This is a genomic window from Pseudonocardia terrae, assembly GCF_021343995.1.
Lineage (GTDB): Bacteria > Actinomycetota > Actinomycetes > Mycobacteriales > Pseudonocardiaceae > Pseudonocardia > Pseudonocardia terrae.
This window is the reverse complement of sequence record NZ_JAJTTE010000026.1, coordinates 44,768-59,901: the sequence shown is the minus strand read 5'-3', so window position 1 is coordinate 59,901 and position 15,134 is coordinate 44,768. Positions and strand designations below refer to the sequence as shown.

Annotated in this window: 14 protein-coding genes; 3 read left to right on the top strand and 11 right to left on the bottom strand. The window is 72.8% G+C overall.

Annotated features, from left to right (window positions below):
* Positions 1 to 63: 63 nt before the first annotated feature.
* From LWC33_RS18630 to LWC33_RS36115, 8 genes are all read right to left on the bottom strand, one after another.
* Entirely contained in the window at positions 64 to 1,128 is a 1,065-nt protein-coding gene (locus LWC33_RS18630; protein ID WP_233305681.1) for a GNAT family N-acetyltransferase, read from the bottom strand.
* Positions 1,125 to 2,195, bottom strand: coding sequence for a 2-aminoethylphosphonate aminotransferase (locus tag LWC33_RS18625; protein WP_233305680.1), 1,071 nt, complete (start codon positions 2,193 to 2,195; stop codon positions 1,125 to 1,127). The genes LWC33_RS18630 and LWC33_RS18625 overlap by 4 nt, the downstream gene beginning before the upstream one ends.
* Entirely contained in the window at positions 2,192 to 2,962 is a 771-nt protein-coding gene (locus tag LWC33_RS18620) for a phosphocholine cytidylyltransferase family protein (RefSeq protein WP_233305679.1), read from the bottom strand. The genes LWC33_RS18625 and LWC33_RS18620 overlap by 4 nt, the downstream gene beginning before the upstream one ends.
* Positions 2,952 to 4,199 carry an MATE family efflux transporter gene (locus tag LWC33_RS18615; protein ID WP_233305678.1) on the bottom strand — a complete coding sequence of 416 codons (1,248 nt, stop codon included), beginning with the start codon at positions 4,197 to 4,199 and terminating at the stop codon, positions 2,952 to 2,954. Before LWC33_RS18615 ends, LWC33_RS18620 begins: the two co-directional genes overlap by 11 nt.
* Positions 4,199 to 5,368 (bottom strand): phosphonopyruvate decarboxylase, encoded by a 1,170-nt coding sequence (gene aepY / locus LWC33_RS18610; protein WP_233305677.1) that lies wholly within the window; start codon positions 5,366 to 5,368, stop codon positions 4,199 to 4,201. Before aepY ends, LWC33_RS18615 begins: the two co-directional genes overlap by 1 nt.
* A gap of 25 nt (positions 5,369 to 5,393) precedes the next feature.
* Entirely contained in the window at positions 5,394 to 7,082 is a 1,689-nt protein-coding gene (gene aepX / locus LWC33_RS18605) for a phosphoenolpyruvate mutase (protein ID WP_233305676.1), read from the bottom strand.
* Between the two features lie 53 nt (positions 7,083 to 7,135).
* Complete coding sequence (locus tag LWC33_RS18600; RefSeq protein WP_233305675.1) at positions 7,136 to 7,894, bottom strand: LicD family protein; 759 nt, start codon at positions 7,892 to 7,894, stop codon at positions 7,136 to 7,138.
* 829 nt (positions 7,895 to 8,723) lie between these two features.
* Entirely contained in the window at positions 8,724 to 9,068 is a 345-nt protein-coding gene (locus LWC33_RS36115; RefSeq protein ID WP_233305674.1) for an Lsr2 family DNA-binding protein, read from the bottom strand.
* 28 nt (positions 9,069 to 9,096) lie between these two features.
* Between LWC33_RS36115 and LWC33_RS18590 the strand changes: the two genes are divergently transcribed.
* Positions 9,097 to 9,306 (top strand): hypothetical protein, encoded by a 210-nt coding sequence (locus LWC33_RS18590; protein WP_233305673.1) that lies wholly within the window; start codon positions 9,097 to 9,099, stop codon positions 9,304 to 9,306.
* On the opposite strand, the gene rfbA is transcribed toward LWC33_RS18590, so the two are convergent.
* Entirely contained in the window at positions 9,290 to 10,183 is an 894-nt protein-coding gene (gene rfbA, locus LWC33_RS18585; RefSeq protein WP_233305672.1) for a glucose-1-phosphate thymidylyltransferase RfbA, read from the bottom strand. The two genes, LWC33_RS18590 and rfbA, sit on opposite strands and share 17 nt — an antisense overlap.
* Positions 10,180 to 11,010, bottom strand: a complete 831-nt coding sequence (gene rfbD / locus LWC33_RS18580; protein WP_233305671.1) for a dTDP-4-dehydrorhamnose reductase — start codon at positions 11,008 to 11,010, stop codon at positions 10,180 to 10,182. The genes rfbA and rfbD overlap by 4 nt, the downstream gene beginning before the upstream one ends.
* 40 nt (positions 11,011 to 11,050) lie before the next feature.
* Here rfbD and rfbB point away from each other — a divergent pair, with 40 nt between their 5' ends.
* Together rfbB and LWC33_RS18570 are read left to right on the top strand one after the other, a co-directional pair.
* Positions 11,051 to 12,025 (top strand): dTDP-glucose 4,6-dehydratase, encoded by a 975-nt coding sequence (gene rfbB, locus LWC33_RS18575; RefSeq protein WP_233305670.1) that lies wholly within the window; start codon positions 11,051 to 11,053, stop codon positions 12,023 to 12,025.
* Positions 12,022 to 12,588: a dTDP-4-dehydrorhamnose 3,5-epimerase family protein gene (locus tag LWC33_RS18570; protein ID WP_233305669.1), complete on the top strand. Its 567-nt coding sequence runs from the start codon at positions 12,022 to 12,024 to the stop codon at positions 12,586 to 12,588. The genes rfbB and LWC33_RS18570 overlap by 4 nt, the downstream gene beginning before the upstream one ends.
* 267 nt (positions 12,589 to 12,855) lie before the next feature.
* On the opposite strand, the gene LWC33_RS18565 is transcribed toward LWC33_RS18570, so the two are convergent.
* Complete coding sequence (locus LWC33_RS18565; protein WP_233305668.1) at positions 12,856 to 15,129, bottom strand: hypothetical protein; 2,274 nt, start codon at positions 15,127 to 15,129, stop codon at positions 12,856 to 12,858.
* Between the last annotated feature and the right edge of the window lie 5 nt (positions 15,130 to 15,134).

Sequence of the window (15,134 nt, the reverse complement as noted above, 5' to 3'; positions counted from 1 at the left end):
AAGGTCCACAACTGTAAACCCGACCAATCGCCTCTATCGGAAAACTGCCGACAACCTGTCCCGTCACATCTCTTTCAGCCCCGCCACCCGCTTGACCAGAGTCTCTGCGCGCATGCGGGCCCCGTGCCCGACGCGAGCCGGAAGCCTGCGGGCGCGCAGCTCGTGGGTGTGATGCAGCGCGGCGCCGAGCTTGGTCTTGAAGGCCGCGAGCGCGGAGTCGGGATGCGCGCCGCCCATGTCGTACCACCGGCGGCCCTGGTCACAGGCCTCCTCGATCGCGAGGCGGTGCAGCAGGTCGTTGGCCCGCGACGGGGTGGCGAGGTCCTTGTCCATGGCGCCCCGCCAGTACTTCGCGTGCCCGCCCGCCGAGAGGACGATGATCGCCGCCACGGGTTCGCCGTCGCGCCGTGCGACCCAGGTCGCGCAGTCCTTCCCGAACGCGGCCGCCACGCCTGCGACCTGCGCCGGGGCGGAGCCGACCCGGCTCATCCGCCAGCGGCTGAGCCACACGGGCTCGCCCTCGGTCGCCGCCCGGCGCCGGACCGAGCGCTCGTGCAGGTCGTCGTAGACGTGGGCGAGCCGGCCTGTGCGGTCCACCTCCACCTCGACCCCGAGCTTCTCGGCCTTCCGCACCGCCGTGCGGGCCGTGCCCCGGAACCGGTTCTTCCAGACCTCGTCGAACCCGCCGGCGAGATCCAGCAGGTAGCTGCCGCCCGCTTCCGCGGCGTACCCGAGGTGGGACGCCGCGGAGAGCCAGGCCGGGTCGGCGTCCGGGCGGAGCGTCACCTCGGTCATCAGCGTTCCGCGGCGCGCCGCATCCCGCCAGACGAACGCGGCCTCGTCGGCCGTGATCCGGCCGTCCGTGCTGATCGGACCGCCCGTACCCCAGACCTGGGGCCAGCTCGAGACCACCCTCGCGGCCGCCGCCGACCGGCGCCGTCGGACCAGGGGGAGCACGACCTCACGGCCCGACGGGAAGGCGTAGTGCACGCTCGCGTCCGTGAACCGGCCGTCGGCCAGGACGGCCTCCCGCCAGGGCAGAGACTGCCCCACGACGGCTCCCTCGTCCGTCTCGAGCACCGAGCGCCACAGCGTGGTGGGCACCGGGGAGGTGACGCGAGGGGTCACGAGAACGCCTTGGTCAGGGCCTCGGCCAGCCGCTCGACGTCGGCGTCGTGGAGGTCGCCCATGGTCGAGATCCGGAAGATCGACTTGGCGAGCTCGCCCTGCCCGGCGTAGATCACGAAGCCCTCGTCCTTGAGGCCGTCGTGCAGGTCGGCGTAGCCGACCGTCTCGGGTAGCCGGTACGAGCGCAGGACGACCGAGCTCGTCCCGTCCGGGATCAGCGGTGCGACGCCGACCGCGCGCAGACCGTCGCCGACGGCGTCGGCGTAGCGGGCGTACCGCTGGTGCCGGGCCCGCCACCCGCCCTCCTCCCGCAGCTCCGCGAGCGCCTCGACCAGCGCGTAGAGGCTCTGGACGGCCGGGGTGAAGGGCGTGTTCCGCTGGTCCTGCAGCGTCGCCAGCCGGATCAGGTCCAGGTAGTAGGCCCGCTTCGCCCCGGAGGCGAGCGCGGCGCGTCGCACCACGACGAAGGCGATGCCGGGCACGCCGTGCAGGCACTTGTTGGCCGTGCCCGCGACGGCGTCGATCGGCAACCCGAAGTCGATCTCCTCGCCGCCGAAGCTGCTGACCCCGTCGACGAGCAACCGCACGCCGCGCGCCCGGCACACCGCCCCGATCGCGGCGAGGTCGGTCAGCCGACCGGTCGTGGTCTCGTGGTGGACGACGGCGACGTGCGTGAACCCCGGCGACCCGGCGAGCCGGGCGTCCAGCGCGTCGAGGTCGGGCCCGTCGAGCCAGTCCCCGGTCAGCGTCTCGTGGGCGATGCCGTGGCACTCGGCGATCGCCGTCATCCGCTCGCCGTAGACCCCGTTCTCCAGCACGAGCACCCGGCCGTCCGCGGGGACCACGGAGGCGACCATGCTCTCGACGGCGGCGGTGCCGGAGCCGGTGAGCAGCACGGCGGCCCACTCGGCCGGGTCGAGGTCGTAGACGCCCAGCAGGCCGGCGCGTGCCGCGTCCTGCAGGTCGAAGAACTCGGGCTCGCGGTGGCAGAGATCGGGGCCGAGCAGGCTCTCCCGCACACGCGCCGAGAGCGTGACGGGGCCCGGGTTGAGCAGGAACACGGTCATACCTCGGTGGTCAGTCGGGGGAGCACGTCCGCGCGGGCGCGCTCGACGTCCTCCGGGAAGTCGATCTCGGTCCACGGCGCACCGGTCACGTCGACCGCGGCGAACGGGTGCTCGCCCGCTCGCAGCAGGTCCCGGACGGCGTCCTCGTGCGGCAGCCCGGCGCCGCCGGCGTCGACGCTCGACCGGACGATCCCGGCCAGCGCGGTGGCGGCGGCTTCGGAGAGCCGGAAGAACCCGACCGACTCGCCGACGGCGTCGTGCGGCAGGTCGAGATCCGGCCGCTTGGCCAGGTCGACCGGTACGCCCGCGCGCAGCAGCACCTTGACCGGCTCGTCCCCGGGTTCGAAGTCCCGGTCGACGAGCAGCGCGGTCGACGACGGCGCGTGGACGAGGGGGGCGAGCACGCGCGCGTCGCACAGCACGTCGGCGTCCATGAGCAGGACGGCGCCGCCCGCGGTGAGCTGCGGTCCCACCACGTCGACGGTGAGCATGCTGCCCAGTTCGTACCGCTCGTTGCGGACGAGCGTGGGCCGGGGCAGGTCGAGCCGGTCGAGCTCGCGCTCGATCTCCTCGTGCGCGAACCCCGTCGCGACCACCACCTCCGGCACCCCGCAGTTCTGCAGCAGGCGGAGCTGACGCTCGAGCAGCGTCCTGCCGCCGAAGCGCAGCAGGCACTTCGGGCCGGGTCGCTCCTGCACGTCCAGCCGCTGCCCGCGGCCGGCGGCGAGGATCACCGCCCGCTTCACGTCCTCGGGTTCAGTCGTCACGGTGACCTCCAGGGGTACGGGTGCCGCTGCGCACGGCCATCACGAACAGGACCGTGGTGCTCAGGACCAGCAGCCCCGCCGCGGTCCAGGCGTAGAGGAGCAGCTCGTGGCGGGTCAGCACGAGCACGCAGACGGCCGCGACGACGGGAGCCGAGATCGCGCGGACCGTCACCAGCAGCCCGCTGGCTCCCGAGGTGAGCATGGTCAGCGTCGCGGCCCGGCCCAGCGCAGAGGCCCCCGCGTACACGGCGACGGCCAGCGCGACCGGTGCCCCGATCGCCCACGACTCCCCGACGAGGGACTGCCCCACCGACACCGGCACGAACGTCAGCGCGAGCCCGATCACGAGCGCGAGCGCGGCGACGGCACCGAACCGGCGGGCAGCCCACCAGACCTTCCCCGCGGGGCGCAACGTGAGGTCGCGCATCTGCGGCAGCAGCGTCATGCTCAGCGCGATCGCCAGCGTGCTGATCGGCCCGAGGGCGGACTGGGCCAGGCGGAGCCCGCCGAGCGCCTGCGCGGACAGGAACACCGCGGTGAGCAGGGTGAGCAGCTGGTCGAGCCCCGTCGAGATGATGTAGTCGCCCGCGAGGTTGGCGCTGACCCGCCGCGGCCACGGCCTGCGCCAGCTCGTCCACCGCGAGGACCACGGCGGGAGGACGACCAGGCAGCCGGCCCAGGGACCGGCACCCAGGCCCAGCACGGCGACCAGCGGACCGAGGCCCAGGGCCAGCGCGACCGCGACCCAGGTGATCGTCACGACGGCGGTGACGAGATCGCCGGGCAGCAGGCCGAAGTAGGCGGAGCGCCCCTGGTAGTGCATCCGGACGGCGTCCCAGTAGAAGCACCCCGGCAGGGCGATACAGGTCCCCACCACGACGGTCCGCAGCTCTCCGGACAGGAACAGCGCCCCGAGGGCCCCGACGACCAGCGCCGCGACCCCGAAGAGCAGCTCCAGGCGGCGTGCCTCCGCGACCGGCCTGGTCGGGTCGACCGTCCGGTCCGCGACGATGGGGGTGAGGACGGTCGCCTGCGCGACGCCGACGCAGAACAGCACGGCCAGCTGCGCCGACGCGAACAGGCCGAACGCCGCGGGCGGCAGGGACCGGGAGGCGAGCACGACGACGGCCAGGCTCGTCAGGGCGACGAGGGCCTGGTTGGGTGCGGCGGTCCGCGCCAGCCGGGCCACCGGCCGCGGCAGGCGCGCGAGGAGGTGCGGAGCCGGAGCCTCCGGCATCACCGGCCGGGCTCCGGCACCCGCTCGGCGAGGTGCGACATCAGCCGTCGGGCGACTTCCGGAGGGGTGACGGTCGGCCGCGGCAGGTCCTTCGGCGTACCGGTGCCGATCCGCAGCCGCGCGAACCGCGGCCCGTCCGTCGCGGGGGCCTCGAGCAGCGCGTCGACGAGCGCGGGATCGTCGCCCTCGAGCGCAACGGGGTACCCGCAGGCCGCCGCCACCCCGGCGAACGACACGTTCGGCGAGACCGTGGCCTGGCCGCCCGTGGACTCGTGGGCGCCGTTGTCGAGCAGGAGGTGGGTCAGGTTCGGCGGCCCGTAGGTGCCGAGCGTCGCGAAGGCGCTCATCCGCATGAGGGCGGCGCCGTCGCCGTCGACCGCGACCACGTGCACGTCGGGCCGGGCCAGCGCCAGGCCGAGGCCCAACAGCGCGACGCAGCCCATCGAGCCGACCATGTAGAGCTGGTTGGGGCGGTCGGCGAGGGCGTAGAGCTCGCGGCCGCAGTAGCCCGTCGACGCGAGCACGACGCTCGACCCCTCCGGGGTGCGCTCGACCACCCGCTGCAGCGCCTCCCGCCGGGTGGACAGCTCCGCGGCGGGCCCGAGTCCCTGTGCAGCCCCGGAACCTGCGGGTGCCGCGGGCGGGCGCACATCGTCGCGCAAGGGGTACGGGGCGACCGTGCCCTTGCGCATGACCAGCGCGTAGGGACGGCCCGTGGAGTCCATGTGTGCCACGGCGGCGTCGAGCGCCGGACCGACCGCAGCGTCCTCGGACGGGAAGTCCGCCCAGGGGATCTCCATGGTCTCGAGCATCCGGGGGGTGATCTGCCCCATCAGCTCGTGCTGCGGCTCGTCGGGGTTCCCGGGCTCGCCGCGCCAGGTCACGATCAGCAGTTGGGGCAGACGGAACGTCCAGGTCAGCGAGGTCAACGGGCTCACGGCGTTGCCCAGCCCGGAGTTCTGCAGCATCGTCACCGCGCGCCCGCCGCCGAGGGTCACCCCTGCGGAGATCGCCACGGCGTCGCCCTCGTTGGCGGCGGACAGGTACTGCAGGCGGTCGGCCTGCAGCACGTAGTTGATGAACGGGGTCAGGTACGAGCAGGGCACGCCGGTGTACCAGGCGAACCCGCGCGCCCGGGCCTCGTCGACGAAGGTCTCTGCGGCGATCACGCGGTGCTCCCGTCGGGGTCGGGACTCACGGTCGGGCGAACTCCCCGGCGCGGTCGAAGTCGTACAGGTCGTTGATGCCGCGCCAGTGGCCGTGGATGTACAGGACCTCGACCCTCTCACCGGCGTCGACGAGCGCGTTGAGCAGGTCCGGCATGTCGAGGCGGGTGAAGTCCGGCCGCTGCTCGAGACGCTCCATCATCGCGGACAACCGGCCGACGCCCTCGCCCCGCACGGCCAGCATGCCGATCCACCGGCCGTCGGAGCCGACCGCCTCGCCCGTCACCCGGCGCAGCAGCACCTCGCGGCCGAAGAGGGACCGGTCGTCGGGCTGGGAGCACTGCACGAAGTCGTTCGTGCTGCCCGCGTCCTCGTCCGTGACGGCGGAGGAGTCGACGACCACGGCGAAGTCCGCCTTGACGTCGAGCAGGTCGCGCAGGATGTAGCCGCGAAGCATCAGGTCGCCGTACGCGACGACGGTGTCGCGGGTCATCGCGGGCAGCGCCCGCCGCAGCGACTCGAGCTCCCCGGTCTCGTCGTGGCGCTCGTTGATCTCCAGCTTCAGGCCGGAGGTGTCGATCGCGTCCGCCCGGTAGCCGCCGACCACGGTGATGTCGTTCATGCCCTGGGACTTGAACGTGTCGACGAGCCAGCGCAGCAGCGGCTTCCCCGCGATCGGCAGCATGACCTTCGGCCGGTCCTCGGTCACGGCCTCCAGCCCACGGCCGCGGGTCGCGGCCAGCACGACGGCGGCCGGCGCCTGGTGTGCGACCGACAGGTACCGACGTTCGGCGGCGGCGTACTCCTCGGCACCCTGCAGGCGGAAGATCTCCCCGACGGGGGCGACGCGGTCCTCCACGTTGACCAGCGTGCGGCTCTCGTGGATCTCGCGGGCCACCGACTGCATCGCCGAGGTCGCGGCGCGCAGCAGGTGGTTCGCCCAGATGACGACGCTGATCCCGGCCTCGCGGAAGACGGTGGTCGGGGTGCTGTAGTACTTGGTCGGCACGATCACCAGCGGCGCACGGTTCTGCCACTGCGCCGCGAACTCGAGGATCTCGTCCGGCCGCGATTTGGCGCTGTGGATCAGGATCGCGTCCGCCCCGGCCTCGTGGTACGCCGCGGCGCGGTGCAGCGCCTCGTCGACACCCCACCCCGCGATCATCGCCTCCACCCGGGCGACCAGCACGAAGTCGTCGTCGAGCTGGGAGTCCTTGCCGGCCTTGATCCGCCCGCAGAACTCCTCCACCTCGGCCAGCGGCTGCCGGTCACCGTCGATGAAGCTGTTGGTCTTGGGGAACTGCTTGTCCTCGATGCAGACCCCGGCCACCCCCCGCTGCTCCAGCTTGCGCACCAGCCGTCGCACGTTGTTGAAGTTGCCGAAGCCGGTGTCGCCGTCGAGCAGGATCGGCAGGTCACTGGCGTCGGCCATGAACTCCACGATGTCGACGATCTGCGTCCAGCTCGCCTCGTTGTTGTCCCGGACGCCCAGCTGGGCGGACATGGCGAGTCCGGAGGCCCAGATGCCGCCGAAGCCGGTCTCCCGCACGATCCGTGCGGACAGCCCGTTGTGCGCCTCCATGAGGAACTCGAGGTCGTCGGAGAAGACCATGCGCCGCAGGGCCGCTGCCCGGGAGACGGGCGAGCCGTCGATGCGGGGCCGGGGAAGATCGGCGGGCAGGTCGGGCAGGTCGGCGGGCAGCAGCGGGTCGGGCACCGGGGGATCCCCTTTCGTCCTGGCAACGGCGTTCGCGGTGTGGGTTCGGTGGGTCACCGCACCCCCGTCGGGCGCCACTCGTGGGTCCGCACGATGGCGTTGTCGTCCAGGTAGCCCCAGGTCGGGTCGGGCGTGCGCCAGTCCCCGTAGTGGAGCTCCAAGACCTTCTCGTGGTCGGCGGGCTTGCGCCACGTGCGCCCGAGGAAGTCGAACGGTTCGAGATCGAGCGAGGGCAGCAGCCCGACGGCTTCGACCAGGCCAGTCGGCCCGGTGCCGTACAGGTGGAACTCCTGCATGTCCTGCTCGGCGGGCCGGAGCCGGAAGAACTCGAACAGGGCCCCGTGGCGGATGAAGATGCGCTCGGTACGTACGCCGGTGTTGTCGAGGAACGAGTACCAGCGCCGGAAGCCGGCGGCGAGGAGTGCGGGCTCGGCCTCGTCGAGGAGCTTCTCGTCGGCCGCGTCGTAGCAGAAGTCCGCGTCGCCGATGTCGTGCGGCAACAGGCGGCCCTCCCGTGCCCAACCCAGCAGCATCCCGCCCCAGACCCAGTACCGGTCCCCGAACTCGGTATTCGCCAGCACGTCGTTGAGCAGGCGGAGGTCCTCCTCGAACCGGCGGGCCCGGCGGCGGCGCACCGCAGCGGGGATCAACCCGAAGCGGGAGAGGATCCGGTCGGCCTGGGGGCCGAGGAAGTCCCGCAGTGCGACGACCTCGTTGCCCGGCAGGCGTCGCACCGTGCGGTCCAGCTTCATGTTGCGCAGCTGGCGGCGAACCTCGCCGGCGACCCGCTCCCACGCTGCGGGCAGTTCCACCACGGTGACTCCTTCTCTGGGCTGCCGGAGGCCGGAGATGATCGTGATCCGGGGATGAATCGGGGATGTACGGTGAGCAAACGGCGGCCAGCATAGGTCATCGCAGAATGCTCGTCGCGTCCAGAGGGTGGGTCCGGGCCGCAGGTCGGCATTCCACTGTGCATGATGGGAATAAATATTTGACCGGCGCTTGACGGGTCCTTTGCAGACGACGTCTGCGGCGAAGACACCTGATGTTCCAGTGGCGTCCGCGTCGATCCCGTGTTCTGCCGTCGACCTCCTGACCTGGGACCTGTCACGGTGCGGGCGGCCGCAACGACAATGGCGGCGATTGCGGAGTTGGCGCGCGACACGGGGTGCATGAGGGGCGAGGCGCCGCGATGTGTTCCGCGCAGGGTGATCTCTGCCGTTCGAACCGAGTGCCGGAATCGTGTGTGAACGGTCCGGAAAGGCGTGATCCAGCCGGTTGTCCAGCCGAGGTTCCTTTCGCGGACCAATTGTGGCTCGGACGCCGATCGGCTGGGAGGCGGCCGCGGCGGCGCGCTCGAGGCCAGGGCCGAACCAGGAGGAGCTGCCCGGCTCGCTCCGCCCCCGCGGCGTCGTCGCATCCGTGCCCCCTTCCCCAAGTCGATGCGCCCTCTCGCGTCCGCACCGCTGTACGGCTGGCGCGGTCCGATCCGCCACCGGGCCGTCGGACGTCGTTCAGCGCGTGTTCACCGAGGTGGTTCGTAACCATCGGCGACGCGGATCGCCGCGTTACCAGGTCGAGCGCAACCCTGACTCGAGTTACGCCACTCGGACGCAGGCGTTGGGCAGGGAAGCGCGCCCCTCACACCTGGTGCGCCGCTCGCCAGGCCTCGTGCACCTCGGGTCGCAGCCGGCCCCTGTCCGGAACGACGATGCCGTTCTCGCGGGCCCACTGACGCACCTCCGCGGTTGACGGTGGAGCGGACGGCGCGTCGAGCAGGGCGGGCTCGCCGCCGATCCGCTCAGCCGCGACGGCCTCGGTGTCGGCCCAGGACCGAGCGGCGGCGAGGAAGCGGTAGGTCCACTCCTCCGCGAGGGCGCGGGTGTCGCAGAAGACGATCGGGGCGGGTCCGTGGTGACTGCCAGAAGACCATCTCCCGCCCGCGGGCCCGGGTGAAGACGATCTGGGAACGCTGCTCGCGCCCACGATCGGCGACGACGTCGATCGCCGCCCCGTGCCGCACGCAGGACTTGAGCGCGACCCGCTCGAGCGCACCGCGCAAGCGCTACTCCGAACGCTCCGGCTGCCGTTCCTCGCCCGCGACCGGCTGTTCGCCGAGCGTCCGGTCGGCGACGCCCGGCTGACGACCTTCCGGATCGACCTCTACGGCGCCGAGGACGAGGCGTGGGACATCACGGTCGGCTCGCTCATCGTGTCGCGCTGAACGAGGTCGCGACGTCCATGACGTACTGCCCGTAGCCGTTCTTGGCCTGCTTCTCGCCGAGGGCGTAGCAGGCGTCGGCGTCGATGAAGCCCATGCGCAACGCGACCTCCTCCAGGCACGCGATGCGGATGCCCTGGCGGTTCTCGAGGACCTGGACGTAGTGCCCGGCGTCGATCAGCGACTCGTGGGTGCCGGTGTCGAGCCAGGCGAAGCCGCGGCCGAGATCGACGAGCCGGGCGCGGCCCTGCTCCAGGTACGTGCGGTTGAGGTCGGTGATCTCCAGCTCGCCCCGGGCCGACGGCCGCAGCTGCTTCGCCAGCTCGGCGGCCCGACCGTCGTAGAGGTAGAGCCCGGTGATGGCGCGGTCGGAGCGCGGCTTCTCGGGTTTCTCCTCGATGGAGATCAGGCGGCCCCGGTCGTCGGCCTCACCGACGCCGTAGCGGTGGGGGTCCTTGACGGGGTAGCCGAACAGGACACAGCCGTCACCTTCAGGGCCGAGCCCGTCGCGGGCCTCGCGGAGCATGGCGGAGAAACGGGGGCCGTGGAAGATGTTGTCGCCGAGGACGAGCGCGACGTTCTCGCCCGCGATGTGGTCCTCGCCGATGACGAAGGCCTCGGCGATGCCGTTGGGTTCGGCCTGGGTGGCATACGTGAGGGCGAGGCCGAGCTCGGAGCCGTCGCCGAGCAGCCGGCGGAAGCTCGGGGCGTCCTCCGGGGTGGTGATCACGAGGATCTCTCGCACTCCGGCCAGCATCAGCGTGGACAGCGGGTAGTAGATCATCGGCTTGTCGAAGACCGGCAACAGCTGCTTCGAGACGCCGCGGGTGATCGGGTGCAGCCGGGTGCCGGTGCCGCCCGCCAGAACGATTCCCTTCATCGCAGGTAGGCCTCCAGGCTCGCGCGCCAGTCCGGCAGCGTGACGCCCGCCTTCGCCGCCTTCGTCAGGTCGAGGACGCTGTTCAACGGTCGGCGGGCCGCGTCGGGCTTGTCGGCGAAGTAGGCGTCGGTGGTGGTGTCGGTGACGTCGTGCTGATCCCGGCCCGAGGCCGCGAAGACGAACCTCGCGACGTCCGCCCAGCTCGCGGGCTCGCCGCCGTTGGTCAGGTGGTAGGTGCCGGGCTCGCTGTCGAGGAGCTCGAGGATTCCGGCGGCGAGGTCGGTCGCGAGGGTGGGCCTGCCGACCTGGTCCGCGACGACGGTCGGGCTGACGCCCTTCTGCGCCAGCGTGCGCATGGTGCGGGCGAAGTTGGCGCCGTCGCCGATCACCCAGGTCGGGCGGACGATCCAGTGCCGGGGCGTGGTCGCGACGGCGGCGTCCCCTGCGGCCTTCGACGCACCGTAGGCGCTCAGCGGGGCGACGGCGGCGGTCTCGGGGATCGGGCCGTCGTGGGTGCCGTCGAAGACGTACTCGGTCGAGACGTGCACGAGCCGCAGGTCGTGCTCGGTGGCGATCTTCGCGAGCGCGGCGGGGGCGAGGGCGTTGGCGGCCCAGGCCCGGCGGCGGCCCTCGGGCGTCTCGGCGGCGTCGACGTTGGTGTAGGCGGCGGCGTTGAGCACCGTGTCGAAGGCCGACCAGTCGACGGCGGCGAGCGCGGCCGGGTCGGTCAGATCGAGCTCGGCGCGGGTCAACGCGAGAGCCGTGGGCAGGGCCGCGGCCAGCGCCTTCCCGAGCTGGCCGCCGGCTCCGAGGACGAGGGCGCGCACGGGGGCATTCTGCCGAGCGGCTCGTCGCTACCCTCACCGGGTGCGCGTTCTGGTCACGGGTGGTGCCGGGTTCATCGGGTCGCATTTCGTGCGGTCGCTGGTTGGGGGCGCGTATCCGGAGTTGGCGGGTTCGGTGCGGGTGCTGGATCTGCTCACGTACGCGGGGCGGCGGGAGAACCTGGCGTCGGTGGCCCCCGAGGTCGAGCTGGTGGTCGGTGACGTCCGGGATCCGTCGGCGGCTGCTGCTGCCGTGCGGGGCTGTGATCTGGTGGTGCATTTCGCGGCGGAGTCGCACGTGGACCGGTCGATCGCGGGGGCGGCGGACTTCGTGTCGACGAACGTGGTCGGCACGCAGGTGATGTTGCAGGCGGCGCTGGATGCCGGGGTCGGGAAGTTCGTGCACGTGTCGACGGACGAGGTGTACGGGTCGATCGAGTCGGGCTCGTGGTCGGAGGACCACGTGCTGGAGCCGAACTCGCCGTACTCGGCGTCGAAGGCGGGGAGCGACCTGTTGGCGCGGTCGTATCACCGGACGCACGGGCTGGACGTGTCGATCACGCGGTGCAGCAACAACTACGGGCCGTACCAGTTCCCGGAGAAGGTGATCCCGTTGTTCGTGACGAACCTGCTCGACGGGGGCACCGTGCCGTTGTACGGCGACGGCCTGAACGTGCGGGACTGGCTGCACGTCGACGACCACTGCCGGGGGATCGCGCTGGTCGCGGCCTCGGGGCGGGCGGGGGAGACCTACAACATCGGTGGCGGGACGGAGCTGACCAACCGGGAGCTGACCGGGCGGCTGCTCGACGCGGTGGGGGCGGACTGGTCGCGTGTGGAGCCGGTGACCGACCGCAAGGGGCACGACCGGCGGTACTCGGTGGACTGGTCGAAGATCCGCGCCGAGCTGGGGTACGAGCCGCGGGTGTCGTTCGAGGAGGGGCTGGCGGAGACGGCGGCGTGGTACTCGGAGCGGCGGGACTGGTGGGAGCCGCTCAAGAGCGGGGTCGCGTCGTGAAGTACCGGGAGCTGGGGATCTCGGGGGCGTGGGTGTTCGAGCCGCCGGTGTTCCCGGACCGGCGTGGGGTGTTCGTGGCGCCGTTCCAGGGGCCGGTGTTCCGGGAGGCTCTGGGGTTCGACCTGGTCGTGGGGCAGACCAACCACTCGGTGTCGCGGCTCGGGGTGGTGCGGGGGGTGCACTTCGCGGACGTGCCACCGGGGCAGGCCAAGTACGTGTCGTGTCCGTCGGGCCGGTTGCTCGACGTGATCGTGGACGTGCGGGTGGGGTCGCCGACCTTCGGGCAGTGGGAGGCGGTGGAGCTGGACTCGGAGTCCCTGCGGGCGGTGTACATCGCCGAGGGGCTGGGGCACGCCTTCGTCGCGTTGGAGGAGGCGACGGTGATGGCGTATCTGTGCTCCACGCCGTACAACCCCTCCGCCGAGCACGGGGTCTCGCCGGTGGACCCGGCGCTGGGCCTGCCGTGGCCTGCGGATGTCGAACTCGTCCTGTCCGACAAGGACCGGGACGCGCCGACCCTCGCCGAGGCGGAGGAGCAGGGGATTCTGCCGGTCTACCGGTAGGCGGGGCCGGGGCGGCGGGGCGGCGGGGCGGCGGGCTCTGGGCGTGATCGTTTCTCGTGGACGTGGGCAGTCGGAGAGCGACTCTGCCGGTCCCCGATACATGATCATGCGACTCTGGCAAGGGGCGTGATCGTCATTCATGGACGTGGGCGGTCGGAAATCGACTCTGTGGGTCCACGAGGCGTGATCATGGCCGGGTAGCCATGGGGGTACCGGTCAGGCGGCCGGTCGGGTTCGGGGCGCCTCTGTCGGTACGGGCGCCCGGGCTCAGCGGCCGAGCGGGATCAGGTGGCGGTCGAGTTCGTACTCGACCGACTCGGCGGCGGCGAGGGCGAGGACCTCGTTGGCGACGGCGTCGACGCGGACATTGGTGAGCGTCGGGCCCGCGAGCAGGGCGTCGACGATCGCCAGCAGCCGGACGCCCGAGGGGAGCGGTTGGGGGCTGACCAGCGGCTGGGCGCCGTCGAGCGCGGCTTTGAGCCCGGTGACCTGGTCCGACGGGGGCGGGGCGAGCGGGAGTGAGGTGCTCGGCGAGTCGCCGCGCAGCAGGGGGAGCCAGGCCGGTCGAATGCGGTCGACGTCGAGGAGGACGGCCCGCAGCTCCTCCCGGCCCGGAGTGATCCACATGCGGCCGTCGGAGTCCCGGATGCTGCCGGTCGCGCGGTACTCGACCTCCTCCGCGACGTCCTGCCAGCGGACGTCACGGTCCTCCGGCACCCAGGGGCCCGGCGGTCGCTCGGCGGACACGGTGCGGCGCACGCAGAGTGTGCTGCCGGCCTGCTCCCCGCCCGCGAGGTCCAGCGACACGATCTCCAGCGTGACGGCGACGGCCGGTCCCTTGACCGGCTGTCGGGCGGCGAAGAAGCGGGGTGGGCCGCCGTCGCGGTCGGTGCGCAGCGAGCGGTTGAGGATGCGCTGGAGCTGGCCGATCTCCAGGTCGAGGTCCGCGAGCTGGGAGCGGAGGGCGGGGTCGGGCTTCTCGGCAGACGGTGCGGCCGCGGTGCTCGCCGCGGGCCGGACGCCCTGAGCGGCGACGGCGGAGGCCGCGGTTCCGCCAGCGCCGGTTGCCACAGTGTGATCGGCCGGCTCGGTCTCGTCGCGCTCCCCCGACTCGGCCCTCTCACCGTCAACGGGCTCGGTCTCGCCGCGGCCGGCCGACCCCGTCTCTGCGAGTTCGGTCGGCTCGAATCCGCGATCGACAGGCTCCGCCTGGTGCGCTGCCTCCGCCTGGTGCGCTGCCGCCGCCTCAGCTGCCTCCGCATCGCGAGCTACCTCCGCCTCGCGGGCCTGAACCGGCTCCGTCTCGGGGCGATCAGGAAGTCCTGTCCGGCCGTCAGCCGACTCGGCCGCACCGGCGCCGGACGGCCCGACCTCGTTCCGAGCGGACGGACCGGCCTCGGGGCGGGGTGCCGGGTCGGCCTCGCGCGGGATGGAGGGCTCCGCCTCCTTGGGCTCGGGCGCGACCTCACCTGCGGCGATGATGCCGGCGGCCGCGGCGGCTCCCGGGGCCGCCGCGAGCGGGCGGGACGCGGGCGGTCGGACCTCGGCGGGCTCCGGCGCGGGATCGTCACGCATCCGGGTCCAACCGGCGTCGGCCTCCTCCTGCGTGCGGCGCCTCCGCCTCGACCTGCCACGGCCGAGGTCCCGGCCGCGCGTCAGCCACGCACCACCCTCCGCAGCGGCACCCCGCTCCTCGCGGTCCCACTCGAGCCGACGCTCGTCCTCCCCACCTCCGGCCGCCGGCACGGGCTGCGTGTCCCCGTCCGACATGCCGCCCGGCTCGTCGTCACGGACCGGGCCGGCGTTCTCGCCACCCGCTTCCGATCGATCGGCCGCCCCAGAGGCCGCGGCCTGAGCAACGGCCGCGTCCCGACCCGCCTCCGTGGCGTCGGGTGCCAGTCCGAACTTTTCTTCCTCGTCGTCCGACCGGCTTCGCCGCCATCCGCGCCCGCGCCACTCCAGGAAAGCCGCGGGTCGTGAGCTCTTCCCGGTCCCCGACGAGGCCGCCGTGCGTGGGTCCCCGATCCCGCCGCGCCGCCACAGCAACCCCACTCCCGACACGGCCAGCACGGCGAGGACCAGGGCCGGGAGCGCGATCTGCCACCCCGTCCACCACGACGCCCGGGGGTAGGGCGCGACGGCGGGCAGGGGGAGCGGGGCGCTGCGCTCGGCGGGCGGGAGGCCGAGGCGGACCAGGCCGTTGGATGCCGCCTGGTTGCCCGCGTCGAGCCGCAGCGCGGACTCGTAGGCGGATTGTGCGAGGTCGGTGTGGCCCTCGACCTCCGCCGCGGAGCCGCGGGCCGCGTCGGTGTAGGCCATCGTGTAGCGGTTGCCGACCTCGCCGAGACCGTCGTCGGCACACGTGCCCTCGTCCCGGACCTGCGCGCGGGCGAACAGCTCCGCGGCCTGGGCGAGCTGCCCCTGGCCGACCAGCCCGCGCGCCTGGTCGCACAGCGGGGTCGGGCCCGAGGTCGCGCAGCCCGCGAGCCCGGCGAGGCCCGCCGCCGCGACCAGGGCCAGGGCCGCCCGCCGGAAGCGCATGCGGT

Bases quoted from the DNA above. Each gene is read 5' to 3' on its own strand.
- LWC33_RS18625 (WP_233305680.1), bottom strand. From the start codon at position 2,195: ATGACCGTGTTCCTGCTCAACCCGGGCCCCGTCACGCTCTCGGCGCGT.
- LWC33_RS18615 (WP_233305678.1), bottom strand. From the start codon at position 4,199: ATGCCGGAGGCTCCGGCTCCGCACCTCCTCGCGCGCCTGCCGCGGCCG.
- rfbA (WP_233305672.1), bottom strand. From the start codon at position 10,183: ATGAAGGGAATCGTTCTGGCGGGCGGCACCGGCACCCGGCTGCACCCG.
- LWC33_RS18565 (WP_233305668.1), bottom strand. From the start codon at position 15,129: ATGCGCTTCCGGCGGGCGGCCCTGGCCCTGGTCGCGGCGGCGGGCCTC.